Genomic DNA, 23214 nt, shown 5'->3' on the forward strand with positions numbered 1-23214 from the left:
ACCCCGCGCATGCAAGCGGAGCCCCCAGCGGCAAGCTGGCCCTGCGCCTTTGCCGGCCGCGCGTGGTCGTGCTTAGCCTTGCGGCATGAAGCCTGTTCGCGCCCTGCTCGGCCTCGCCCTCGCCGCAGCTCTCGCCCTTCCGACCCACGCGGCGCCAGCCGCCAAGAGCCGCTGGATCGGCGGTTGGACGGCCGGCCTGATGAGCGATCCCAAGGGCGCGCTGCCGGAAGGAGCGGAGGACGTCACCCTGCGCCAGGTGGTTCGTGTCACGGCCGGCGGCGGTCGCATCCGCCTGCGCCTCACCAACGCATTCGGGACCACGCCGCTGGTGGTGGACAGCGTGCGCGTGGGCCTGGCGGGAGAGCGCGCCACCGCACAGGTCCTGGCTGGCAGCGACAAACCGGTGACTTTCAGCGGGCGGGCGCAAGTGATCGTTCCGGCAGGCGCTAGCTACCTGTCTGATCCGATCGCCCTGCCGGTGAAGCCGCTGACCCGGCTGGCGGTCAGCTTCCATCTGCCGAAGCGGCCGTCGGAGAGCACGCTGCATTGGGTGGCCAACACCACCGGCTGGCTCGCCAAGGGCGACCGCACCGCCAACGCGGATCTGGCGGACGCGCAGAAGATCGACCACTGGCACAATCTCGCGGGGGTGGAGGTCGAGGCCGACGCGCGCGCCAGCGTGGTCCTGGCGTTCGGTGACTCCATCACCGACGGCCATGGCGCGACGCCCAACCTGGACGATCGCTGGACCGACGTCCTGGCGCAACGGCTGCAGGCTGATCCCCGCGCTCGCCACATCGCGGTGCTCAACACCGGCATCAGCGGCAACCGCTTGCTGTCGAGCGGCTCCAACCCCGGCGGGCTGTCTCGCCTCGACCGGGACGTCTTTTCCCAACCGGGCGTGAAGACGATCATCCTGCTCTTGGGCATCAACGACATCGGGGCGTTGTCGCGCGAGCCGGGGCCCATCACGCCGGAGAAGCGACAGGCGGTCGTGGAGGGTCTGGCCGCCGGCTACACCCAGGTGATCGAACGGGCTCACGCCAAGGGCATCAAGGTCATCGGCGCGACGCTGCTGCCCTTCGCCGGCAACAAGTACTATCGCTCGGACGCAGAGGCCGACGCCGACCGGCAGGCGGTGAACCGCTGGATCCGGACGTCGGGCGCGTTCGATGCGGTGATCGACTTCGACCAGATCACCCGCGACCCCGCCCGGCCGCTCAACATGCGGTCCGAGTATGATTCCGGCGACCTGCTGCACCCAGGTCCGGCCGGCTACCGCGCCATGGGCGAGGCCATCCCTTTGGACCTGCTGCTGAAGTTCTCGAAGTAGCTTAGGGCAGCAGGCCTTTGAGGCGGTAGAGCGCGTCCATGGCTTCGCGCGGGCTCATGCCGTCGAGATCCAGGGCCTTCAGCGCGTCTTCCACGGGGCTCGGGCCGCGAGGCTCCTCCACCGAAGCCATGGCGGCGGCGAAGAGGGGCAAATCTTCAAGGTGGGCGGGGGCGCCGGCTTCGCGTTCGAGGCGCTCCAGCACGTCCTTGGCCCGGGCGACGACCTGGGGCGGCACGCCGGCCAGCTTGGCGACTTGCACGCCGTAGGAGCGGTCGGCGGGGCCGGGGCCGGCCTCATGCAGGAAGATGAGGTCGCCGTTCCACTCCTTGGCCTTGAGGGAGAGGTTCGCAACGAAGGCCAGCCGGTCCTCCAGCACCGCGAGCTCGTGATAGTGAGTGGCGAACAGGCCCCGGCAGCGGTTGGTCTCGTGCAGGGCCTCGGCGCAAGCCCAGGCGATGGCCAGGCCGTCGTAGGTGGCGGTGCCGCGGCCGATCTCATCGAGGATGACCAGGCTGCGGGGCGTGGCCTGGGTGAGGATGGCGGCGGTCTCGACCATCTCCAGCATGAAGGTCGAGCGGCCGCGGGCCAGATCGTCGCCGGCGCCGACGCGGCTGAACAGCCGGTCGACCACGCCGAGGCGCAAGGCCTTGGCCGGCACGAAGCAGCCCGACTGGGCGAGGATAGCCAAAAGGGCGTTCTGGCGCAGGAAGGTCGACTTACCGGCCATGTTCGGGCCGGTGACGATGGCCAGGCGCGGCCCCGCGGCGCCTGCGCCGTCCAGGCGGCAGTCGTTTGGGGTGTAGGCGTCGCCGGCCCGGCGCACGGCGGCCTCGACCACAGGGTGGCGGGCCTGCTCGGCCTCAAAAGCTGTGGAGCGGTCGACCACCGGACGGCTGGCGCCGACATCCTCGGCCCATTCGGCGAGACCGGCGGCGACGTCCAGGCGGGCGGCGGCTTCGGCGGCGGCCTGAAGACCAGCAGCCACCTGGATGGCGGCCGCGCGCCAGGCTTCGAAGGTCTCGATCTCGATGGCCAGGGCGCGCTCAGCGGCCTGGGCGATCTTGGCGTCCAGTTCGGCCAGCTCGACGGTGGTGAAGCGGACCTGGTTGGCCAGGGTCTGGCGGTGGATGAAGGTGGCGTTGAGCGGCGGGGCCATCATCGGCTCGGCCGCCTTGGCGGTGCATTCGACGAAGTAGCCGAGCACCGCGTTGTGGCGGATCTTCAAGGCCACGCCGCTGTCGGCGGCGAGGCGGGCCTCCAGCTGGGCGACCACGCGGCGGCTGTCATCGCGCAGGGCCCGGGCTCCGTCCAGCTCGGGGCGGACGCCTTCGGCCACATAGCCGCCGTCGCGGGCCTGGGCCGGCAGCTCGGCCCCGAGGCCTGAGGCCAGTAGGTCGCGGTAGGCCAGGAGGTCGGCGTGGAGGTCGAGATTGAGGGCGGCCAGGGCCGACGCGATTTCGGCCGGCGGCTCGACCAGCGGGTCGTGGGTGGAGGCGAACAGGCCGACGATGGCTTCGGAGGCTTGCAGGCCGTCGCGCAGGGTTCCGAGATCGCGCGGGCCGCCGCGGCCGAGCGCCAGGCGGGACAGGGCGCGGGCCATGTCGCCGAGGCCCTTCAGCTGCTCGCGCAGGCGCTGGCGCTGGGCGCGGTGCTCGCAGAACCAGGCCACGGCGTCGAGGCGGGCGTCGATGGCGGCGGGGTCGAGCAGCGGGCGGGCAAGGCGGGCGGCCAGGAGGCGCGCGCCGGGCGCGGTGACGGTGCGGTCGATGGCGGCGAGCAGGGAGCCATCGCGGCCGCCCGACAGGGTCTTCTCGATCTCCAGGCTGGCGCGCGTGGCCGGGTCGATGGCCATGACGTCGGCCTCGCCCGCGCGGCGCGGCGGGGACAGGGCGGGCAGCTTGCCGGCCTGGGTGGTCTCCAGGTGGGCGGCGATCAGGCCGAGGGCGGAGACCTCCGCGCCGGAGAGCTGGCCGAAGCCGTCGAGGGTGTCGACACCGTAGAGGCGCTTCAGGCGCGCTTCGGAGGCCGAGGGCTCCGCCAGGGCCGAGGGCAGCGGCTGGACGAAGCCGCCGGCGGCCTTCAGCGCGGCGCCCACGGTCTCGTCGGAGAACAGGCGGTCGGGGACCAGCACCTCCGAGGGACCGAGGGCGGCCAGGGCGGAGGCGAGGCCGCCGACGCTCGTTCCGAGGCACTCGACCTCGCCGGTGGAGATCTCGACGCTGGCCACGGCGGCAGCCCCGCCGCGCACGGCGATGGCGGCCAGGCGGTTGGCGCCCCGCGCGTCCAGCAGGCCGTCCTCGGTGAGGGTGCCGGGGGTGACGATCCGCACCACATCGCGGCGGACCACGGACTTCGAACCGCGCTTCTTGGCTTCAGCCGGGTCTTCCATCTGCTCGCAGACGGCGACTTTAAAGCCGCAGCGGATCAGCTTGGAAAGGTAGGCCTCCGCGGCGTGCACCGGCACGCCGGCCATGGGGATCGGCTGGCCGTTGAACTGTCCGCGAGCGGTCAGGGTGATGCCGAGGGCGGCGGCCGCCTTCTGAGCGTCCTCGAAGAACAGCTCGTAAAAGTCGCCCATGCGGAAGAAGACCAGGGCGTCCGGCTGGCGCGCCTTGGCCTCGAAGAACTGCGCCATGACCGGCGAGGCGCCGGCGGCGGGATCGGGCGTCGCCGACGAGATCTGAGCGGGGGAAGCGGGCGCGTTCATAGGGCGGTAAACCTATCTTAACCCCTCGAGTCCCGTCAGCCCCTTGACCCCAAGCGGCGCCATCCCAAGCTGTGGATGGATGTCGCAGTCCCGTGGAGCGTCGTTCGATTTCCTGATCGTTCCAGCCGGTCCGGCGGACGCAGAAGCGCTGGCGCAGGTTCATGTGCGGTCCTGGCGCGAGACCTACCGGGGCCTGTTGCCCGACGCCTATCTCGCCCGCATGAGCGAGGAGATCTACGCCCGCAGGTTCCGCCGCAGCCTGTTGCAGCCCCGCCCAGGCGAGGCGACCCTTGCCGCACTCACTCGCGATGGTCTCGTCGGCTATGCGGAGGCCGGCCCTTCCCGGAGCCGGGTGGAGGGAGAGGGCGAGATCGCGACCCTTTATCTGCTGAAGAGCGCGCAGCGGCGCGGGGTCGGCCGGCGGCTGGTCAGTCAGACGGCCAAGGTCCTGGCCTCCGAAGGGGCACGCGCTCTGGTGATCTCCGTGCTCTACGGGAACATGCCGGCGCGAGGCTTCTACGAGGCGCTTGGCGGTAAGGCCGATCCGCCTCGCCACGAGCGGGGGCCGGGCGGGCTGCTCTACCCCGAGGTGGCCTATCGATGGCCCGACATCGGCGTTCTGCTCTGATCTTTAGCCGAACGCCTGCCGGTGCAGCGCGGGGATCTCCTCCCCCTCCTTGAGCGCCTCCAGAAGATATTGCGCCTGCCAGATGGCCAGCTCGGCGGCGAACTCCAGGCGCTGTTTGGGTTCGGCGATGTCCGGGCCGCCCGGCGCCGGATAGAGCAGGTGGGTGCCAACGCAGCTCGGATGTGCGATTTCGCAAAGGAGCCCATAGCTGGTCTCCACGAACTTGGGATCGGACAGGTCCAGCCCGCCCAAAGCCTCGGCCTCCGCCTCCAGCCGCGCCTCCGTCGCGGTCCGATCGGGATCCTCGGCGTTGTCGATCTTCTCCAGATAGCGAAGCGCGTCGTTGACGTGCACGGGCGAAACCTCTTCGCCCAGCCGCCCAGCGTAGAACTTGTCGAACTTGGTCTTCAGCGCTTCGGCGTCGCCAGCCGAGATCAGGCGCTTCAGCTCGTGCACGTAGAAGCAGCCCATGGCCACGGTTTCGATCAGGGCGCGCGACAGGATCACGGCAGGCGTTAGCCGCCGCAGGTGCATCATAGCCTTGGCGCTGGAGGCCAGGTCATCGGCGCGCTTGGGGTAGCTGTAGAGCAGCTCCATCATGGCGAAGAGGTCGCCTTCGAGCTGGGGGTCCGGCGCACGGCGAGCCCAGATCGCCAGCTCGACTTCCACTTCGCGGATGCGCTCCAGCAGCAGTGGCGAGCGACGGCGTAGATCCAGCGGCACGTGCGCCTCAGCCCACCAGCACGGACTGGCCGCCGTCGATCCAGATCGGCGTGCCGGAGATGAACCTTGCCTTGTCGCTGGACAGGAAGGCGACCAGCTCGGCCACCTCCTCGGCTTCTGCGCCCTGACCTTTAGTCAGCGGGATCCGACCTTCCGGGTACTCAGCCGGCTGGGCGGCTTCCTCCAGGTCGCGCTTTTCCGTGTTGTCGTTGATGTTCGTCTCGATCTTCCCCGGGCAGATCACGTTCACGCGGATCTGGTGCTTGGCGAGCTCCAACGCGAGCATCTGGCCCATCGCGACCTGAGCGGCTTTGGTCGAGGAGTAGGCCGTGGCGCCAGCGTTGGAGAATACGCGGGTGCCGTTGATTGACGAGGTGATCAGGATCGAGCCGCCACCGGTCCTCTTCATCAGCGGCACGGCGAAGTGGATCGTCAGGTAGGTGCCGCGCAGGTTGGTGTTCATGGTGCGGTCCCACTCGTCCGGCTGGATCTCGTCGATGGGCGCCCAGACGCCGTTGATGCCGGCGTTAGAGAAGACCACGTCAAGGCGGCCGAAGCGTTCCTCGATCTGCTGCACCGCCTGGCGCATCTGATCGGCGTCCGAAATGTCGGCGGTGACGCCGAGCGCCTCGCCGCCCTGCTCTTCGATCTCACGGACGGCCTTAGCCACTTCTTCGTCGTTGTGAGACAGCGCCACGATCCGCAGACCGTCCCGCGCCAGACGCAAGGCGGCCGCCTTGCCGATACCCGATCCTGCGCCAGTCACCAGCGCCACTTTCGCTCCGTCCGCCATCTGACGTCTCCTTGCGGGATGCGGAAACGGGGAGCGAAGGGATCGGGTTCGAAGATGTGAAAAGATGTAGCTGATCAAGCAGGTGGAGCGGCGGCGCTTGTCCTGGGACGGCTGAGCCCACCTCAGGGCGCATGGCGACGTTCAAGAGCTTCTTTGCAGCCATCTTAGGCAGTTTGGCCTTGTTGGCGCCTCCAGGTTCCGCCCAGCCCGTCTCGGGCGACGCGGCGCTGCTTGCCCGGGCGGCTCAGGCCGACTTCGTCCTCTTGGGAGAGGCGACCCACGGCACGCGGGAGTTCTACCTGGAGCGTGCTCGCATCACCGACGCCTTGGCCCAGACCGGCGGACTGCGCGCCGTCGCTATTGAGGGCGACTGGTCCGGCGCGGAGCGCGTGAACCGCTACGTACGTGGCGAGGGGACCGACCGCAGTGCCACCCAGGCCCTGTCCGACTTCGAGGCTTTCCCCGCCTGGATGTGGCGAAACGCCGAGTTCCGCGATTTCGTGGAGCGGCTCAGGGCGATCAACGCTGTCCGGGCGCCGGAGCAACGGATCGGCGTCTACGGCCTCGACGTCTATGACGTCTTCGACGCCTCGGCGGCCGTGACACGATATCTGGCCCGGGAGGATCCCGCAGCCGCGCGATCAGTGAGCAAGGCCTTCGGGTGCTTCAAGCCGTACGGCCGCTCAATGGAAGCCTATTCGCTGGCCGTCCGGCGCGGGCGGAGTTGCGAGGCGGCGGCCGCGGAAGGGCTGCGCGCGATCAAGGCCCTGCCCCCGCCGAAGCCCGACCAAGCGGAAGGCCGCTTCGCCGCAGCGCAAGCTGCACGGGCGGTGGTGGGCGGCGAGGAATATTGGCGAGTGCACCAGACCACCGGCTACTCCTGGAATGCGCGCGACAGACGGATGGCCGCGTCAGCGCAGGCCGTGCGCGCGCATGTGGGCGGCCAAGTCGCCATCTGGGCTCACAACACCCATGTGGGCGACGCCCGACACACCAACATGACGGAGCGCGGCGAGATCAGTCTCGGTCAACTGCTGCGCGACGGCAGGCGCACGCTTCTGGTTGGGCAGTTGACCCATGAGGGCGAGGTTCTGGCGGCCAGAAACTGGGACGGGCCGCCCCGCGTCTCCGACGTCCGGCCGAGCATCACCGGCAGCCACGAAGCGGCCCTGTCCGCGACGGCCGCGGCGCGCCAGGTGCTTGTGGGGTCCGACCTGCCCACCGGCCGCCGCGCGCCGCAACGCGCGATCGGTGTGGTTTACCTACCTGCACAGGAGCGCGAGGCGAACTGGATCGCGGCAGATCTTGGCAAGCAGTTCGACGCGGTGATCTTCACCCGACGAACCACGCCGGTCTCAGCGCTACGGGGCTAAGCTTCAGACCTGGGCCGCCTCGTCGGCGCGATAGGTCAGGGCGACGAAGATGTCCTCGAGGTCGGGATCTTCGGTGGAGATGTCCTTGATGTGCAGGCCGGCGAGCCGGATGGCGGCCAGCACCTGCTCCACGTTGGACTCGCCGGTCCGGTAGGCGACCGAGAAGCCGCCCGACTTCAGCAGCTTGGTTTCAAACCCGGGCAGCAGGGGCGCGTGATCCATGGGCTCCTGCGGCGTGACGATCACGTTGCGGGTGTCCATCCGGCGCAGCAGGGTCGAGGTGGGCTCGCAGGCGACCACCTGCCCGCGGTTGATGATGGCGATCTGGTCGCAGAGCTCCTGGGCTTCCTCCAGATAGTGGGTGGTCAGGACGATGGTTACGCCCTGCCGGTTCAGCTCCAGGACGTAGTTCCACAGCTGTCGGCGCAGCTCGACGTCCACGCCGGCGGTCGGCTCGTCGAGGATCAGAACAGGCGGGTTGTGCACCATGGCCTTGGCGACCATCAGGCGGCGCTTCATGCCCCCCGAAAGTTGGCGGACATAGGCCCCGGCCTTGTCGGACAGGCCGAGAGCCGCGAGCAGTTCGTCGGTGCGCCGCTCGTTCGGCGGAACGGCGTACATCCCGGCGGCCACGTCCAGCGCCTCCTTGGGCGTGAAGAACGGGTCGGCCGCAATTTCCTGCGGCACTACGCCGATGGCCGCGCGGGCGTTGCGGCCGTTCGTGTCGATATCACGGTCCCAGATCTTGACCGTCCCGCCGGTCTTCCGCGTCAGGCCAGACAGGATGTTGATGAAGGTCGACTTGCCAGCGCCGTTGGGTCCCAGCAGGCCGAAGATCGAGCCGCGCGGGATCGCCAGATCGATGCCTTTCAGCGCCTGCATGGCGGGCGATGTCTTGGTCGCCGGATAGGTCTTGGTGAGCCCTTTGGCCTCGATTGCGTATTGGGGAAGGTCCATCGGTGCTCCGGGATCGTTGACGGCGAAAGCCGCGGTCGCATACCTAGGCCCGAGTTCCGCCTGCGCCAAGCAGCCGGCATCAGAGGTTTGAGACAAGTCCATGGCTCCGCGTGTCCGCAACAAGGGTGTCGAGGCCCAAACCCGCCCGGAACCGATGCCCGCCCGCCCGGCGCTCACGCCGGACCTGCCGGCCCCCGAAGTGATCAAGGTCCGTTCGGGCCGCATCGCCTGCGACGGCGTCGGCGGCGCGCTGGGTCACCCGCGGGTCTGGCTGGAGATGGGCGAAGCCGATTTCGTCGAGTGCTCCTACTGCGATCGCCGGTTCGTGCTGGCGGCGGACGCCGGTGAAGGCGTTGAGGACGAGCGCCTGGCGCCCGGCGTCTACGAAGGCAGCCACGGCCACTAGGCCGCCTGGCGCGGGCCTGATGGACGCCGTCTGATGGCCCGCATCCTTTACCTCAGCTTCCCGGATGGCCGCCTCACCGGCGGCCAGAAGATGATCCTGCGGCATGTGCAGACGCTGCGGGAACTTGGCTTTGATGCGCGGCTCTGGCTCGGGCCTTCCGGTCGTTTGCCTGAGGGTGCGACGGCCACTGTGCCCGTTGAGCCGGCGACCCCGTTCCAAGCGGACGACGTGCTCGTCATCCCCGAAGACGCGAAGAACGCCTTGGCCGCCGCCGCGGGCTTTCCACAGCGAACGGTGGTGTTCTGCCAGGGACACATCAAGTTCGCCTACAATGCGCTGGACGCCCTGAACGGGTTCCCCGCTGAGCGCTTCCCGCCGCTGATCGCTGTCGGGCCGACCGTAGCCGAGGCCGTGGGGCGGCTGTTCCCGGACGCGTCAGTCGAAGTCGTTCGCGGCTTCGTGGATGATCAGCTCTTCGCTCCGCGAGGCGCCGCGGCCTTGCGGGTGGCCCTGACCCCCAGCAAGCGGCCGTTCGAGGCCGATCTGATCCAGAAGCTACTGCCGCAGATGCACCCGCGGCACGCGGACCTGCAGTGGACCGTCCTAGAGGGGCTCCCTGAGGCACAGGTGGCGGAGGCGTTTGCGGGATCGGCCCTGTTCCTGAGCCTGGCCCGCATGGAAGGGCTTGGCCTCACGGCGCTGGAAGCCATGGCGAGCGGCGCGATCTGCTGCGGCTTCCTGGGGCTGGGCGGGCGCGACTTCGGCGCCGACGAGAACGGGTTCTGGGCGCCCGAGGACGACTGTTTCGCCGCGGCCGACGCCCTGGCGCAGGCGGCGGATCTGGTGAAGGCCGGCGGTCCCGCCCTCGAAAGGATGCGCAAGGCCGGCCTCGACACCGCCCGGCGTTGGTCCCCTGCCGTGTTCCGGCGGGAGCTGGAAGCGGTCTGGATGCGCCTGGCGCCTCAGGCGAGGCGCCGAGAGGGTCCGCTGGGCTGAGTGCGCCCCGTGCGCCACGCGCCAGTCGACGGGAAGGCCCAAAAGCCTATATCTGGACCGCCATGCCGCCTCGCCTTCGCCCCACGCGCCTCGAGTATGTCGTCGACGGGGTGCGGCTGCGCGCCCAGCTGACCACCGCCGCCCTCGAAAACCTGGGTGACGAGCAGGCGCAGCGACGCGCGGCGTTGGAAGTCCTCAAATCGGCGCTGTTCCGCGGTCGTATGATCGCCAAGGAGCGTCTGGAGAACGGCGCGGGCGGCATCGAGACGGCGCGCCTGCTTTCGGGCGTCACCGACGAGGTGGTGTCCGCGCTCTACGACTTCACCACGGTCCACATCCACCGGGCGCGAAACCCGACGGAAGGCGAGCGTCTCGCTCTGATGGCGGTCGGCGGCTATGGCCGCGGCACCCTGGCTCCGTTCTCGGACATCGATCTGCTGTTCGTGCGGCCCTACAAGCAGACCGCCCACGCCGAGAGCGTCATCGAATACATGCTCTACGCCCTGTGGGACCTGGGCTTCAAAGTGGGCCACGCCTCGCGGACGGTGGAGGAGTGCATCAAGCTCTCCCGCGAGGATTTCACCATCCGCACCTCCATCCTGGAGGCGCGGCGGCTGACCGGTGATCCGGAGCTCGCGCAGGAGCTGGTCCGCCGCTTCCAGGCCGACGTCGTCAAGGGCACCGGCGCGGAGTTCGTCGCCGCCAAGCTCAAGGAGCGCGACGACCGGCACGCCCGTGCTGGCGCCAGCCGCTACATGGTCGAGCCCAACGTGAAGGAGGGCAAGGGCGGCCTGCGCGACCTGAACACCCTCTTCTGGATCGCCCAGTACCTGCATCCCGGCGAGCCGATCGAAAAGGTGATGCAGCTCGAGATGTTCACCGGCCGCGAGGTGCGGGCGTTTATCCGCGCCTTTGACTTCCTGTGGGCGGTCCGCAGCCACCTGCATTTCACCACCGGCCGCCCGGAAGAGCGGCTGACCTTCGACATGCAGCCGGAGATTGCCCGGCGGATGGGCTATGGCGACCGCGGGGATAACCCGGCGGTGGAGCGCTTCATGCGCCACTACTTCCTGATCGCCAAGGAAGTGGGATCGCTGACCCGGGTTTTCGCCGCCAAGCTCGAGGCTGAGCGGGTGAAGAGCGAGCCACGCGGCATCTCCCGCCTGCTGCCGGGCCGTCGCACCAAGAAGAAGCCGTTGGACGTTAAGGGCTTCCACGAAGTGAACGGCCGCCTGGCCGTCGAGGGCCGTGAGGTCTTCGAGCAGGACCCGATCAACCTTCTGCGCCTGTTCAAGATCGCCGACGCGCGCAACCTCGACCTGCACCCGGACGCCTTCACCGAGGCGTCGCGGGCTGCGCCGCTGATCACCTCGGCCGTGCGCCGCGACCGGCACGCGGCCAAGGTCTTCCTGTCGATCCTGGCCCACGGGCGCGATCCCCAGCGGACGCTCGCCCTGATGACCGAGGCCGGTGTCCTGGGCCGCTTCGTGCCGGAGTACGGGCGGATCGTCGCCCAGATGCAGTTCAACATGTACCACTCGTACACGGTGGACGAGCACACCCTGCGCGCCGTGGGCGTGATCGCCGACATCGCGGCCGGACGTCTGGCGGAAGACCACCCGCTGGCGGTTCAGGTGATGCCGCTGATCGATGATCGCGAAGCCCTGTTCCTGGCCATGCTGCTGCACGACACAGGCAAGGGCGGGGCCGGCGGGCAGGAAAAGGCGGGCGCGCGCGCGGCGCGGCAGGCCTGCGAAAGACTGGGGCTGGAGCGCTCGCGCATCGAGCTCGTCGCTTGGCTCGTCGAGCATCACCTCGTGATGAGCGACTACGCGCAGAAGCGGGACGTGTCCGATCCGCGAACCGTGACCGACTTCGCCCGCATCGTTGAGAACCCCGAGCGCCTGCGCCTGCTCCTCGTGCTGACCGTCGCGGACATCCGGGCTGTGGGGCCGGGCGTCTGGAACGGCTGGAAAGGCCAGCTGATGCGCGAGCTCTACATGGCCACGGAAGCGGTGTTCCGCGGCGGCCGCGGCTCGGACGCGGCGGCGGCCCTGAAGCGTCATCACGAGAACGCGGCCTATGACGCCCGCATCGCCATCGCCAGGGCCGACCCGACGGCCGAAAGCTGGGCCGACGCCATGGAGGACGCCTACTACACCGCCTTCGACCCGCGCGAGGTGGTGGCCCATGCGGCGCTCTCCCGCCGTGCGGCGGCCGGGGGCGGGGCGGCTGCGGATTGCCGGGTGGTGCCCGAGCGGAATGCGGTGGAAGTGGTCATCGCCGCCACCGACCGCCCGCGGCTGTTCGTCGATCTCGCCGAGGCGGTGACCGCTCTGGGCGGCAACATCGTGGGCGCGCGGGTCTTCACCTCCCGCACCGGCCAGGCTCTGGACGTCTTCTATGTGCAGGACGTGACCGGCCAAGCCTACGGCGCTGACAACCCCCGCGGGCTTCAGCGGCTGGCCGAGGCGCTGGAGGCTGCCGGGCGCGGCGAGTCCGTGGCGCGCGAGGCGCGGCGCTCCGGCGACCAGGCGCGCATGGCGGCGTTTGCGATCACCCCGACGGTGGTGTTGGACAACGAAGCGTCCGAAACCTCGACGGTTGTGGAAGCCTCCGGCCGCGACCGCCCGGGCCTGCTGGCCGCCCTGGCGCGCACCATCTCCGACGCCGGGCTTTCGATTCTTTCCGCCCACATCGACGGTTATGGCGAGCGGGCGGTGGACGCCTTCTATGTGACGGGACCCGATGGCGAAAAGCTGAGCGACGCCCGAAAGCGCAACGCCCTCAAGAACGCTCTCGAGGCGGTTCTCGAAGCCGAGGACGCGGCCCCGCCGTCCGGCCGCCGCGCCAATTTGCAGCGCGCCCGCGCTAGCGTCGCGCGCTAAGAGATCGTCGCAAGAATCCAAGCGGCCGCGCCGCCAACGGGACCTGCCTCCTTGACCGACACGACGCCGCTGCCCGCGACCGAGACCCGCGTCTCCGGAACCGAGTCTGTTCCGCCGCCGGCCAAGCCGCCCGCGAAGTCCGGCGGCCTGCTGCGCTCGTCGATGATCTATTCGGCACTGACTCTGGTCAGCCGGTTCATGGGTCTGGCGCGCGACCTCGTGGTCACGGCGCGGCTGGGCGCCAGCCAGACAATCGCCGCCGACGCCTACTACACGGCGCTGACGTTCCCGAACCTGTTCCGGCGGATCTTCGCCGAGGGCGCCTTCGCGGCGGCCTTCGTGCCGGATTATTCCAAAAAGCTGGCGGCTGAGGGCAAGGAGGCCGCCGACCGCTTCGCCGCCGACGCCCTGGCCAGCGTGGCCGCCGCCACCGTGCTGATCACCGTCCTGTGCCAGCTGACCATGCCGTGGCTGATGATGGTCTACAGCCCGGGCTACATGTCCGATCCGGCGAAGTTCAAGCTGGCTGTCGTCCTGACGCAGATCACCATGCCGTATCTGCCCTGCGTGGCGATCGCCTCACTTTTCGCCGGCGTGCTGACGGCGCGCGGCCGCTTCATCATCTACGGCTTCTACCCGACGTTGCTCAACGTGGTGATGCTGGCGCTGGTGCTGCCGCAGAAGGACCCGACCACGGCCGCCTACGCCGCCTCTTGGGGCGTGGTGATCGCCGGCGTTGCGCAGGCGGCGCTTTGCTGGTGGGGCGCCAGCAAGACCGGCGCCCGGATCCACCCGAAGCACCTAAAGCTCACTCCCGAGATCATGGTGCTCGCCAAGCGCATGGGCCCGGGGGTGATCGCCTCCAGCGCAACGCAGATCAACCTGGTCATCTCCGCCATGCTGGCCTCGCAGGTCGCGGGCATGCGGGTTTGGCTGAACGTCGCCGAGCGGTTCTATCAGCTGCCGCTCAGCCTTGTCGGCGTGGCGATCGGCGTCGCCTTGCTGCCTCGGCTCGCCACGGCCTTGCAGAACCGCGACGACGATGATGCGCAAGGCTCCATGGACCAGGCGATCGTGTTCGGCCTGGCGCTCAGCTTACCCGCCGCCGCCGCCCTGATGGCCATGCCGGGCTACCTCATCGACGGCCTCTTCGTTCGCGGCGCCTTCACGTCGGCCGACGCAGCCAACGCCGCCAAGCTGCTCTTCCATTACGGCTGGGGCGTGCCGGCCTTTGTGCTGATCAAAATCCTGCAGCCCGCCTTCTTCGCACGCGGGGACACCAAGACGCCTATGCGGTTCTCGCTCGTCTCGGTGGGCGTGAACATCGCGCTGGGCGTAATCCTGTTCCACACGATCGGGTTCGAAGGCATCGCGCTGTCCACCACGATCGCCTCCTGGATCACCGTGCTGCAGATGGTCGTGCGGCTGCGAAGCACGAAGACCTACAGCCCCAGCGCACGCGCGTGGGGCAAGGTCGTCCGGGTCAGCGCCGCCACCGCCGGAATGGGCGCGTTGCTGGCCTTGGCCTCTCACTTCCGACCGGTGCTGGAGGGGTTGGTCGCCCAGCTCGGGCTGCACCATGGGGCGAAGGAGCTCACCGTGCTCCTGGTCTGCGCGGTGGGCGGCGCAGTCTATCCGGCGCTGCTGTTCGCCTTCGGCGGGGTGACTCCGGCCGAGTTCAAGGCCTCCCTGCGCCGGCGCAAGGGCGACAAGGCGGCGCCGTCTTCGGACTTGCTCTGAGGCGGCGGTACGCCTAATCGCATCGCCCATGGCTTTCCGGGCTCGCACCACCTGGCGATGGCGCTGACCGCGCCTTGTCGCGCCGCTTCCCGAGCGGCGCCCTCGCGACCCTTGACCTTCCAGAATTTAGAAGCCGCACAACCATGACCGACCAAGCTCCGGCGCCCTACGCGGGCCCCCAGCGCGTGCTCTCCGGCGTCCAGCCGTCCGGCAACCTCCACCTGGGCAACTATCTTGGCGCCCTGGTGAAGTTCGCCCGCCTGCAGCACGAGATTGAGACCTTCATCTTCATCGCCGACCTGCACGCCATCACCGTGTGGCAGGACCCGGCCAAGCTGAAGGACCAGGTGCGCGAGATCGCCGCCGCCTATCTGGCGACCGGCCTCGATCCGAACGTCGCCACCATCTTCGCCCAGTCCGCCGTGCCGCAGCACAGCGAGCTGGCGTGGGTGTTCAACTGCGTCGCCCGCCTCGGCTGGCTCGACCGGATGACCCAGTTCAAGGAGAAGAGCGGCAAGCACAAGGAGCGCGCCAGCGTCGGGCTCTACACCTACCCGGTGCTGCAGGCGGCCGACATCCTCGTCTACAAGGCAACCCACGTGCCGGTGGGCGAGGACCAGAAGCAGCACCTGGAGCTGACTCGCGACATCGCCCAGAAGTTCAACAACGACTTCAACGCTCCGGGCTTCTTCCCCCTGCCCGAGCCGGTGACGCAGGGGCCGGGCGCCCGGGTGATGAGCCTGCGCGACGGCTCGGCCAAGATGAGCAAGTCGGATCCGTCCGAATATTCGCGCATCAGCCTGACGGACGACCCCGACGCCATCTCGCAGAAGATCCGCAAGGCCCGCACCGACGCCGAGCCGCTGCCGGAAACCTCCGAGGGCCTCAGCGAGCGTCCGGAAGCCAAGAACCTGGTGGGCATCTACGCGGCGCTCGCCGGTAAGACCGAGGCGGAGGTGCTGGCGGAGTTCGCGGGCCAGGGCTTCGGCGCCTTCAAGCCAAAGCTGGCGGACCTGGCGGTCTCGGTGATGGGCCCGATCGGCGGAGAGATGCGTCGTCTGCTGGCAGATCCGGCCGAGATCGACCGGGTGCTGGCCAAGGGCGGCGAGCGAGCGCGCGCCGTGGCCGAGCCGCATATGGCCGAGGTCCGCAAACTGGTGGGCTTCTGGGGCTGACCTTCGGGGAGGTTGCCAGCCGCGCCGAGCCGCGCCACCGTTCCTGACGATGAGCAGCCGCAAGTTCCTGGTCGTTTCGGACGACACGCCCGAGTTCCGCACGGCGCTGCGGTTCGCCTGCCGCCGTGCGCGCTCGACGGGCGGCCACGTCGCTATCCTGCGCGTGATCGAGCCAGCGGTGTTCGAGCACTGGAGCGGCGTGCGCGAGGAGATAGAGCGGCAGGAGCGCGCCGAGGCGGAAGCTCAGCTGCAGGAGGTGGCCGAGTTCGTGCTCGAGGCCACCGGCCTGCCGCCCGAGTTCCTGATCCTCCACGCCGACAACGTGCGCGCCGGCATCAAGAAGGCCATCGGCGAGGACCCCGACATCAAGATCCTGGTGCTGGCGACCTCCGTCAGCGGGCGAGGACCCGGTCCTATCGTCGCCGCCCTGGCCAAGGACGGCGTTAAGTGGGGCGGCCGCAAAGTGCCCGTCACTCTCGTGCCCGGCGACCTGACGGACGAGGAGATCGCCGATTTGGCGTGACTTGCGCAGGGGGCGCCGCGGCGCCACATCTGGCGCATGTTCATCCAGACCGAGACCACCCCGAACCCCGAGGTCCTGAAGTTCCTGCCGGGCCGCACCGTGCTTGGGGAAGGGACGCGCGATTTCCGCGACGCCGACGAGGCTCAGGTCTCGCCGCTGGCCTCCGACCTGTTCGATCTGGAAGGCGTCACCCGGGTGTTTTTCGGCCCGGACTTCGTCACGGTCGGTAAGCACCCCTCGTTCGACTGGCCGCACCTGAAGGCGCCGATCCTGGCCGCCATCATGGACCACTTCACCTCGAACCGCCCCCTGTTCAACGAGGCGAGCGAGACGGCCGGCGGACATGACGAAGGCGAGTACGAGGGCGAAACCGCCCAGATCGTCGCCGAGATCAAGGACCTCCTCGACAGCCGCATCCGCCCGGCCGTGGCCCAGGATGGCGGCGACATCCTGTTCAACCGTTTCGACGCCGAGAGCGGCGTCGTGTGGCTCAGCATGCGCGGCGCCTGCTCCGGCTGCCCGTCCTCGTCCGCCACCCTTAAGGCGGGCGTGGAGAACATGCTCAAGCACTACGTCCCCGAAGTCACCCGCGTCGAACAGGCCCTTTAAGGCCGCCGGCCGATCGGCTAGGCGAGGCCGATGATCGTCCTGGGGCTGGACACCTGCCTGAACGCCTGCTCGGTCGCCGTCCTCGACGGCGAGCGCGTGCTGGCGCATGAGACCGAGGTCATGGCCCGTGGCCACCAGGAGCGCTTGGCGCCAATGGCCGAGCGCGCCATGCAGGCGGCAGGTCTCGCCTTCAACCAGCTCGAGCGCATCGGCGTGACGGTGGGGCCGGGCTCCTTCACCGGCCTTCGGGTGGGTCTGGCCTTCGCCAAGGGGCTGGGCTCCGCCCTTTCCATCCCCATCGTCGCGGTGGGAACCCTGGAGGCGCTCGCCGGCGAGACGCCCGGGCTCGTCGTCGCTGCGATCGATGCGCGCCGGGACCAAGTCTATCTGCAGGGGTTCGAGAACGGCCGAGCCCTGATGGCGCCGGACGCGCTGTCGGTGGACGTCGCCGCCGCGCGACTTGCGGAACTCTCCATGGGACGTGAGGTGACGCTGGTGGGATCCGGCGCGCCGCTGCTGGCGGAGGTTCTACCCGCCGCAAAGGTTGTGGCCGCCGAAGGCGCCGACGCCCGTCAGGTGGCCCGCATCGCCGCCGCCGTGCGCACCCCTACGCCGCCGCGTCCTCTTTACCTGCGCGCGCCGGACGCCAAACTTCCGGCATGAGCCTGGCTTTCGCGACCCCTGGACAGGCGGCGACATTCGCCGCGGTCCACGCCCGGGCGTTTCCTTCGCCCTGGGGCGCCAGCGAGTTCGAGGAGCTGCTGGCCAGCCCCGGCGTGTTTGGCCTGCTGCACGGCGAGGCGGAAGCCATCGGCCTGGTGCTCTGCCGCATCGCAGCGGGCGAGATGGAGGTGCTGACGCTGGGCGTTTCCGGCGAGGCCCGCCGAAGCGGCGTCGGCCGCCAGCTGATGCTTGCCGCCCTGGCCAGCGCCAGGCAACTCGGCGCCCAGGAAGCCTTCCTCGAAGTGGCGGTGGACAACGATGCGGCCGTGGCGCTGTACGAGAGCCTCGGCTTCTCCCGTGCGGGCCTCAGGCGCGCTTACTACGATCGCGGGACCGCCGGGCGTGTGGACGCGCTCGTGATGCGTCTCGACCTGAGCGCCCCCGCCGCTTAGACCTATCCTTCACGAACCACCCAGGGAGCTCGCGCCCGTGTCCGACCGCATCGAAAAGCTGTGCACCGAAAAGGGCATGCGCATGACCGATCAGCGTCGGGTCATCGCGCGCGTGCTGTCGGAAGCCCAGGACCACCCGGACGTGGAGGAGCTGCACCGCCGCGCCCACGCCGTGGACCCGCACATCTCCATCGCCACCGTCTACCGCACCGTGCGCCTGTTCGAAGAGGCCGGGATCATCACCCGCCACGACTTTCGCGACGGCCGCTCCCGCTACGAGGAGCACCAGGACGAGCACCACGACCACCTCATCGATATGAAGACCGGCCAGGTCGTCGAGTTCATGGACCCCGAGATCGAGGCGCTCCAGGAAGCCATCGCCCGCAAGCTCGGCTACCGCCTCGTCGCCCACCGCCTCGAACTCTACGGCATGCCGCTGGAGGACTAGGCTCGGGCTCGGTTGTTCGCGATTACCGCTCTCGCAGCTTGAAGATCGCCGCTTGGCCGGCGACGGCTCCGCCGACCAGGATCTCGCCGGAGGGCTGGGCCAAGGCGGTGGTGACGTAGATGTTGGAGCCGGAGTCGAGCAGGCGCGGCGTGGAGGGACGGCCGCGCCGGTCGAGCGTGACCAGCAGGCCGGAGTAGGTGTCCGGGAAGGGTCGCAGGGCGTAGGGGTCAGCCCTGGCCGCAGCGGCGACATCCGGCGCGCGGTAGTCGGTGACATTGGCCTTGCTGGCCGCAGCGAAGGCGCCGCCCGGGGTCAGCGCCAGGGTGCGCACCTGCGAGGCGCCCAGGTTGGCGTCCTCATACAGCGTCCGCGGGGCGAGCTTGTCGTCCAACGCCAGCACCACCGCCCGATCTTCGCCGCAGGGCGTGCGGCGGGCGCCGCCCAGCCAGACGCCCCGCCCCTGCGCCACGGCCGCTATGACCGACACGCCGTCGAAGGTCTGCGCTGCGAGCGTCTGGCCTGTGGCGAGGTCCCGCAGCTCGATCAGCGTGGCGCGCTGCGGCCGGCAGGTCGCCGCGTCATAGTCGTCGAGGCCCTCCAGCGGCAGGACCGTCGCACCGACATAGGTCACCGTCACCAGCAGCCGGTTTCCGAGCGGGGTCACGGTCGCGGATTCGATCGCCTCGGCGGCCGGCGTGCTGACGGTGAACAGGCCGCGCGGCCGCAGGTCTGCGCCGACCGCCAGCAGGTGCAGGCGGCCGCCGCCCGCACCCGGCGCGTCACGCAAGTTCAGTTCGCCGACGGCCACCACCGCCTGCTCGCCATCCAGCCGCGCCGCCGCCATCGGAAATGCATCAACGCTGGCGAGCCCCGCCCCCAGGGTCTCGCCGGCGCGGGCGCCGTCAGGTTTCAACAGCGTCAGCTTGGGCGCGTATCGTCCTGCGGGCGTGAGAGCATAGCCGCCGCTCAGCAGCCCGGCGTCCAGTTGAACCAAGACGCGAGAGGCGCCGTCGGCGGTCGCCTCCCGCCAAAGCTCCGAGCCGCTCCCGCTCGCCAGCCGCACGGCCGCGGCTTGTCGGCCGTCAGCGTCCTTGTCGGCGATCAGCCGGGCGGCGACGCCGCCGGGCGCCTGCGCCAGCGACAGCACCTCGCCGCCGCGCTCTGTCAGCACCTCCACGCCCGATAGCGCCGGCTTGGCGGTTTCGGCCGCGGCTGGAGGCGTTCCATCGCCCAGAATCACGAACGGCGCCCAGAACCTGGGATGCAGGTAAGCCCGGCTCGGCGGCGCAGCCAGAAAGGATCTCTGCGCCTGCGCCAGGGCCTCGGCCGGTCCGAGCCCCTGGTCGCGCAGCCGGGCGAACAGACCGGTCACCACCTGCTTGCCGGTCTCGGAGTTGACCGGCCACAGCGTGCCAAGCGTTGACGGCGTGCCGGCGACCGCAAACGCCGACGACAGCGCCGGCAGATCCTGCGCCATCTGCGTCATGTCGAAGTTGGCGGTGTTGCAGGCCGACAGCGCCACAAAGCGAGCGCGCAGGTTCAGGTCCGCGATCTCGGAGGCGGTCAGCAGGCCATCGTCATTGGGATCGGCCGCGGACACCGGCGTGAAGACGAGCGCCGGCTCCGCCAGCCCCTGCAGATCGTCGCGGATGAGGCCATGCGTGGCGAAAGACAGGTAACGGTAGGCCCCCACCATCTCCTGGCGCCAGCCCCGCTCCGTCGCTTGGCCCTGCAGAAGCAGGCGGGAGGAGCGGAAGCCCTTGGCTGAGGCCTCCAGCTCGTCGCGGGTTTCCGGCAGCGGCTCCAGTCCATCCAGCCGCACGCCCGACCGTAGCCCGCGCAGCACCACCTTGGTTGCGTCTTCGCCGGCCGCCGTCGAGCCGCCCAGCACCGGATCACCGACGCCGAGGAAATCCAGGTCCCCGCCCGTTCCGCCGCCAGTGCGGCTGGCCAGGATCACCCCCGCCGAGCCCGCGTAGCTGATCGCGTGGCGCTTCACGAGCCAGTCCCCCGCGCCAAGGTCATAGCCGCGCTGGAGCTTCGGAGGCGCGCTGGCTGGCAGGGCGGCGAGCGGAACCGGGGCGCCCGCCGTTCCGGAAAGCCAGATGAGGCGGTCGCCTGGCTTGAGGCAGGGTTCGAACGGCCGGATCAGAACATCGTAGAGCCGGACCGCTGCCTCAACAGGGTACTGGGAGTCCGCGTCCTCCGAAGGCGCGTGCCCGGCCGTCAGCGCCGCCTGCACCAGCCGCCCGTCCAGTCGCAGCCGCGCCGCATTCACGGGAGCATAGCTCTGCATCGCGCCGTCACGTCGGACACACAGCAACGCGTGACCGCCCGCCGTCTTGGAGAGGGCCAGCACCGCCTCGTCCGGGCCGAGCACGGTTTGCAGCTGGCGCAGGCTGACCAGCGAGATCGCAGCCGGGTCCCCAAGCTGCGCCTCGGCCGCCGCAATCCGTCGGTCGAAGTCGGCGATCAGCTGCCGTCGGGCGATGTCGTGCTGCAGGATGGCCGCCGACGAGGGCGGCTCGAGCATGCGCAGGGCCACACCCTGGATCTGCTGACGCACAAGTCGATCACGCCGCGCCGTCAGCCGCAGCATCTGATGGGTGGTGCGTCGAGTAATTTCATCCTTGGCCGAGGCCAGCCGGGTGAGAGCCTCCGCATCGAACGACGGGCCGGTGCGCCCAGCCAGCTGGTGCAGGGCGAAGGCCGTCTCGGCATCCAGGCTGCGGTCGTCCGTGTGCGTCAGAACAAGTCCGATCAGCCGCTGGTCGAGCAGGCCAGGTCGCCGCCAGCGCGCCGCTCCTGCCCCGTCTGCGTCGACCCTGATCGCCTTGCCGAGCTGGGCAAGTTTGCGTGCGCGCAGCGCGGGATCTGCTTCCGCCAGGGCGACGGACGCCAGGCGGTCGACCTCGCCAGATCCGCCGAAAGCCCCGCCGAGCGTCTCCTCGGCATCCGTCAGCCCGGCTTTCAGACGGCCGGCTCGAGCGAGCATCGGCTCCTTGACCTCGGCGCTCACTTGAATGGCGGCAAGCGCCGCCAAGGCCAGGTCCAGCACCTGCCCGGCCGCCGCGCCCTGCCCTATCTGCTGCAAGAGTTCAGCCTCACGAAGCCGCCAGGTCGCATGGTCAAGGCTCGTGGCGGGCAGCGCCTCGCCGATCTGCACGCCGGCGGCCTTGTAGAGCCCGTAGGCGCGCTCGATCTCGCCTGCGCCACGCAGCGCTTCGATGACGTCCGAGAGGGCGCAAGCGATCGTCAGCCGGGCGAGCTGCGGGTTTTGCACCGTCGCGATCAGGGACAGGGTTCGGTCGATGCTCGCCAGCAATCGCGCGCGGTTCCCAGCCGCCGCCAGCGTCCGGATCTCAAGCACCTGGTGACGCAGGTAAGCTTCACCTTCGAAGGCATTCCGCCGATCAGCGCTGGCGAGTGCCGGCTCCCTTCCCTGCCGAGCGGCTGGAGCGCCGACCGCTAGGGACTGCGTCGCATGCGCGGATATTTTCGGTGCACCTTCCGCAGCTTGGGCCGGGCGTACACCGCCCAGAAACACGTTTGTGGCGAGCATGCACCCCGCTAGTTTCCAGACGAAGCTGTACCGGGGGATTGTTGTCATGAAGTGGGTCCACTTGGGCGCCGGCCTCGGCGCCCTGTCGCTGGCATGTGCGCCGGCATCATACGCCATGGCTCAGTCGCCGGAAGCGGAGCTTGGCGGTCGTGTGGACCTGCCGTCCGGCAAGCCCAGCACGGCCAGCGCCCGGCAGCTGGGCGTCGCCGTCCCGCGCAGCACCGGTCTCGCCTACGGCCGTGCGCTGCGCCAGCTTGAGCCAGAGACCCGCGCGGCGACCCGTGGAGCGGCTGAAGCCGCGGTCTACCGCAAGGCCGCGCCCGCCGTGGTGCTGGTGGTTTCGGACGACGGCTTCGGATCCGGCGTGCTGGTGTCCTCAGACGGCAAGATCGTCACCAACCTCCATGTCGTAGGCAAGGAGAGCGAGGTCGGCGTGATCTTCAAGCCGGCCATGGAAGGCGCGGCCGTCTCCGATGGCGATGCGCGCAAGGCCAAGGTGATCCGTCGGGACGAGGTGAGCGACCTCGCCTTGCTTCAGGTGGACGAGGTGCCGGCGGGCGTCACGCCCCTGGCCATCGGCAACTCGACCACCCTGGAAGTCGGGGCCGACGTTCACGCCATCGGCCACCCCACTGGCCGGACCTGGACCTACACCCGTGGCATCGTCAGCCAGATCCGCCGCGCTTACGGCTGGAAGGCCGAGGACAAGATCGCCCACGAGGCGACAGTCATCCAGACGCAGACGCCGATCAACCCGGGCAACTCCGGCGGGCCGCTGCTGGACGACAACCTAAACGTGGTCGGGATCAACAGCTTCATCGGCGAGGGTGAGGGCCTAAACTTCGCGGTCTCGGCCGAAGACGTGAAGACCTTCCTGGCCCGCACCAGCGACCGCGTCACGGTTTCGCAAGCCTCCGCGGAGAAGTGCGAGGTGAAGGCCTTGGAGGAGGAGCAGGTCACCGATCCCAAGGGCACCCGCTACCTGATGGACGCCGATTGCGACAACGAGGCGGACTCCATCGTCGTGATCCCGGACAGCAAGCGCCACCCCTCCACTTTGTGGTTTGACGACGACGGCGACGGCAAGCTCGACACCATGTTCTTCGACAACAAGCAGGACGGCACCTGGGACGAGGCCCTCTACGACACGGACGGCAACGATAAGCCGGACATGATCGGCTATTTCCGCAAGGGCGAGGACGAGCCCTACAAGTGGGAGAAGATCAAAGAGGAATAGG

19 protein-coding genes are annotated in these 23214 nt (G+C 69.4%); 14 read left to right on the forward strand and 5 right to left on the reverse strand.

Annotated elements, in window-relative coordinates:
- Positions 1 to 85: 85 nt before the first annotated feature.
- Positions 86 to 1333, forward strand: a complete 1248-nt coding sequence (locus tag DJ018_RS04500) for an SGNH/GDSL hydrolase family protein (protein WP_111513668.1) — start codon at positions 86 to 88, stop codon at positions 1331 to 1333.
- A gap of 1 nt (position 1334) precedes the next feature.
- Here the strand turns inward: DJ018_RS04500 and mutS are convergent, their stop codons facing one another.
- On the reverse strand, positions 1335 to 4040 hold the full coding sequence (gene mutS, locus DJ018_RS04505; RefSeq protein WP_111513669.1) for a DNA mismatch repair protein MutS: 2706 nt from the start codon (positions 4038 to 4040) through the stop codon (positions 1335 to 1337).
- Between the two features lie 79 nt (positions 4041 to 4119).
- Between mutS and DJ018_RS04510 the strand changes: the two genes are divergently transcribed.
- Positions 4120 to 4668 carry a GNAT family N-acetyltransferase gene (locus tag DJ018_RS04510; RefSeq protein WP_111513670.1) on the forward strand — a complete coding sequence of 183 codons (549 nt, stop codon included), beginning with the start codon at positions 4120 to 4122 and terminating at the stop codon, positions 4666 to 4668.
- A 3-nt stretch (positions 4669 to 4671) separates the two neighbouring features.
- Here the strand turns inward: DJ018_RS04510 and DJ018_RS04515 are convergent, their stop codons facing one another.
- Together DJ018_RS04515 and DJ018_RS04520 are read right to left on the reverse strand one after the other, a co-directional pair.
- Positions 4672 to 5391 (reverse strand): hypothetical protein, encoded by a 720-nt coding sequence (locus DJ018_RS04515; RefSeq protein WP_111513671.1) that lies wholly within the window; start codon positions 5389 to 5391, stop codon positions 4672 to 4674.
- A 7-nt stretch (positions 5392 to 5398) separates the two neighbouring features.
- Positions 5399 to 6184, reverse strand: a complete 786-nt coding sequence (locus DJ018_RS04520) for an SDR family oxidoreductase (RefSeq protein ID WP_111513672.1) — start codon at positions 6182 to 6184, stop codon at positions 5399 to 5401.
- Positions 6185 to 6315: 131 nt separating this feature from the next.
- On the opposite strand from DJ018_RS04520, the gene DJ018_RS04525 reads away from it, so the two are divergent.
- Positions 6316 to 7557, forward strand: a complete 1242-nt coding sequence (locus DJ018_RS04525) for an erythromycin esterase family protein (protein WP_111513673.1) — start codon at positions 6316 to 6318, stop codon at positions 7555 to 7557.
- A 3-nt stretch (positions 7558 to 7560) separates the two neighbouring features.
- Here the strand turns inward: DJ018_RS04525 and DJ018_RS04530 are convergent, their stop codons facing one another.
- Positions 7561 to 8514: an ABC transporter ATP-binding protein gene (locus tag DJ018_RS04530; protein WP_111513674.1), complete on the reverse strand. Its 954-nt coding sequence runs from the start codon at positions 8512 to 8514 to the stop codon at positions 7561 to 7563.
- A gap of 154 nt (positions 8515 to 8668) precedes the next feature.
- Here DJ018_RS04530 and DJ018_RS04535 point away from each other — a divergent pair, with 154 nt between their 5' ends.
- The 10 genes from DJ018_RS04535 to DJ018_RS04580 all read left to right on the forward strand — a co-directional run bounded on the left by DJ018_RS04535 (position 8669) and on the right by DJ018_RS04580 (position 18414).
- On the forward strand, positions 8669 to 8920 hold the full coding sequence (locus DJ018_RS04535) for a zinc-finger domain-containing protein (protein ID WP_111514675.1): 252 nt from the start codon (positions 8669 to 8671) through the stop codon (positions 8918 to 8920).
- A gap of 33 nt (positions 8921 to 8953) precedes the next feature.
- Positions 8954 to 9916, forward strand: coding sequence for a glycosyltransferase (locus tag DJ018_RS04540; protein WP_111513675.1), 963 nt, complete (start codon positions 8954 to 8956; stop codon positions 9914 to 9916).
- Between the two features lie 62 nt (positions 9917 to 9978).
- Entirely contained in the window at positions 9979 to 12804 is a 2826-nt protein-coding gene (locus DJ018_RS04545) for a [protein-PII] uridylyltransferase (RefSeq protein ID WP_111513676.1), read from the forward strand.
- 51 nt (positions 12805 to 12855) lie between these two features.
- Positions 12856 to 14544 carry a murein biosynthesis integral membrane protein MurJ gene (gene murJ / locus DJ018_RS04550; protein ID WP_276309806.1) on the forward strand — a complete coding sequence of 563 codons (1689 nt, stop codon included), beginning with the start codon at positions 12856 to 12858 and terminating at the stop codon, positions 14542 to 14544.
- 143 nt (positions 14545 to 14687) lie between these two features.
- Positions 14688 to 15719 carry a tryptophan--tRNA ligase gene (gene trpS / locus DJ018_RS04555; RefSeq protein ID WP_111513677.1) on the forward strand — a complete coding sequence of 344 codons (1032 nt, stop codon included), beginning with the start codon at positions 14688 to 14690 and terminating at the stop codon, positions 15717 to 15719.
- A gap of 49 nt (positions 15720 to 15768) precedes the next feature.
- Entirely contained in the window at positions 15769 to 16242 is a 474-nt protein-coding gene (locus DJ018_RS04560) for a universal stress protein (RefSeq protein WP_111513678.1), read from the forward strand.
- 36 nt (positions 16243 to 16278) lie between these two features.
- A complete protein-coding gene (locus DJ018_RS04565) occupies positions 16279 to 16851 on the forward strand; it encodes a NifU family protein (RefSeq protein WP_111513679.1) in 573 nt (190 codons plus the stop codon).
- A 33-nt stretch (positions 16852 to 16884) separates the two neighbouring features.
- Entirely contained in the window at positions 16885 to 17514 is a 630-nt protein-coding gene (gene tsaB / locus DJ018_RS04570; RefSeq protein WP_165842854.1) for a tRNA (adenosine(37)-N6)-threonylcarbamoyltransferase complex dimerization subunit type 1 TsaB, read from the forward strand.
- A complete protein-coding gene (gene rimI, locus DJ018_RS04575; protein WP_111513681.1) occupies positions 17511 to 17966 on the forward strand; it encodes a ribosomal protein S18-alanine N-acetyltransferase in 456 nt (151 codons plus the stop codon). The genes tsaB and rimI overlap by 4 nt, the downstream gene beginning before the upstream one ends.
- Positions 17967 to 18042: 76 nt before the next feature.
- A complete protein-coding gene (locus tag DJ018_RS04580; RefSeq protein WP_111514677.1) occupies positions 18043 to 18414 on the forward strand; it encodes a Fur family transcriptional regulator in 372 nt (123 codons plus the stop codon).
- 22 nt (positions 18415 to 18436) lie between these two features.
- Here DJ018_RS04580 and DJ018_RS04585 read toward each other — a convergent pair whose 3' ends face one another.
- Entirely contained in the window at positions 18437 to 21739 is a 3303-nt protein-coding gene (locus tag DJ018_RS04585; RefSeq protein WP_133254216.1) for a CHAT domain-containing protein, read from the reverse strand.
- A gap of 283 nt (positions 21740 to 22022) precedes the next feature.
- Between DJ018_RS04585 and DJ018_RS04590 the strand changes: the two genes are divergently transcribed.
- Positions 22023 to 23213: a S1C family serine protease gene (locus DJ018_RS04590; RefSeq protein WP_165842790.1), complete on the forward strand. Its 1191-nt coding sequence runs from the start codon at positions 22023 to 22025 to the stop codon at positions 23211 to 23213.
- Position 23214: the final 1 nt, after the last annotated feature.

It is taken from the genome of Phenylobacterium deserti, assembly GCF_003254705.1.
Lineage (GTDB): Bacteria > Pseudomonadota > Alphaproteobacteria > Caulobacterales > Caulobacteraceae > Phenylobacterium > Phenylobacterium deserti.

Coding starts and splice junctions, on each gene's coding strand:
- DJ018_RS04500 (WP_111513668.1), top strand. CDS start 86: ATGAAGCCTGTTCGCGCCCTGCTCGGCCTCGCCCTCGCCGCAGCTCTC.
- mutS (WP_111513669.1), bottom strand. CDS start 4,040: ATGAACGCGCCCGCTTCCCCCGCTCAGATCTCGTCGGCGACGCCCGAT.
- DJ018_RS04510 (WP_111513670.1), top strand. CDS start 4,120: ATGTCGCAGTCCCGTGGAGCGTCGTTCGATTTCCTGATCGTTCCAGCC.
- DJ018_RS04520 (WP_111513672.1), bottom strand. CDS start 6,184: ATGGCGGACGGAGCGAAAGTGGCGCTGGTGACTGGCGCAGGATCGGGT.
- DJ018_RS04525 (WP_111513673.1), top strand. CDS start 6,316: ATGGCGACGTTCAAGAGCTTCTTTGCAGCCATCTTAGGCAGTTTGGCC.
- DJ018_RS04530 (WP_111513674.1), bottom strand. CDS start 8,514: ATGGACCTTCCCCAATACGCAATCGAGGCCAAAGGGCTCACCAAGACC.
- DJ018_RS04535 (WP_111514675.1), top strand. CDS start 8,669: ATGCCCGCCCGCCCGGCGCTCACGCCGGACCTGCCGGCCCCCGAAGTG.
- DJ018_RS04540 (WP_111513675.1), top strand. CDS start 8,954: ATGGCCCGCATCCTTTACCTCAGCTTCCCGGATGGCCGCCTCACCGGC.
- DJ018_RS04545 (WP_111513676.1), top strand. CDS start 9,979: ATGCCGCCTCGCCTTCGCCCCACGCGCCTCGAGTATGTCGTCGACGGG.
- trpS (WP_111513677.1), top strand. CDS start 14,688: ATGACCGACCAAGCTCCGGCGCCCTACGCGGGCCCCCAGCGCGTGCTC.
- DJ018_RS04560 (WP_111513678.1), top strand. CDS start 15,769: ATGAGCAGCCGCAAGTTCCTGGTCGTTTCGGACGACACGCCCGAGTTC.
- DJ018_RS04565 (WP_111513679.1), top strand. CDS start 16,279: ATGTTCATCCAGACCGAGACCACCCCGAACCCCGAGGTCCTGAAGTTC.
- rimI (WP_111513681.1), top strand. CDS start 17,511: ATGAGCCTGGCTTTCGCGACCCCTGGACAGGCGGCGACATTCGCCGCG.
- DJ018_RS04580 (WP_111514677.1), top strand. CDS start 18,043: ATGCGCATGACCGATCAGCGTCGGGTCATCGCGCGCGTGCTGTCGGAA.
- DJ018_RS04590 (WP_165842790.1), top strand. CDS start 22,023: ATGAAGTGGGTCCACTTGGGCGCCGGCCTCGGCGCCCTGTCGCTGGCA.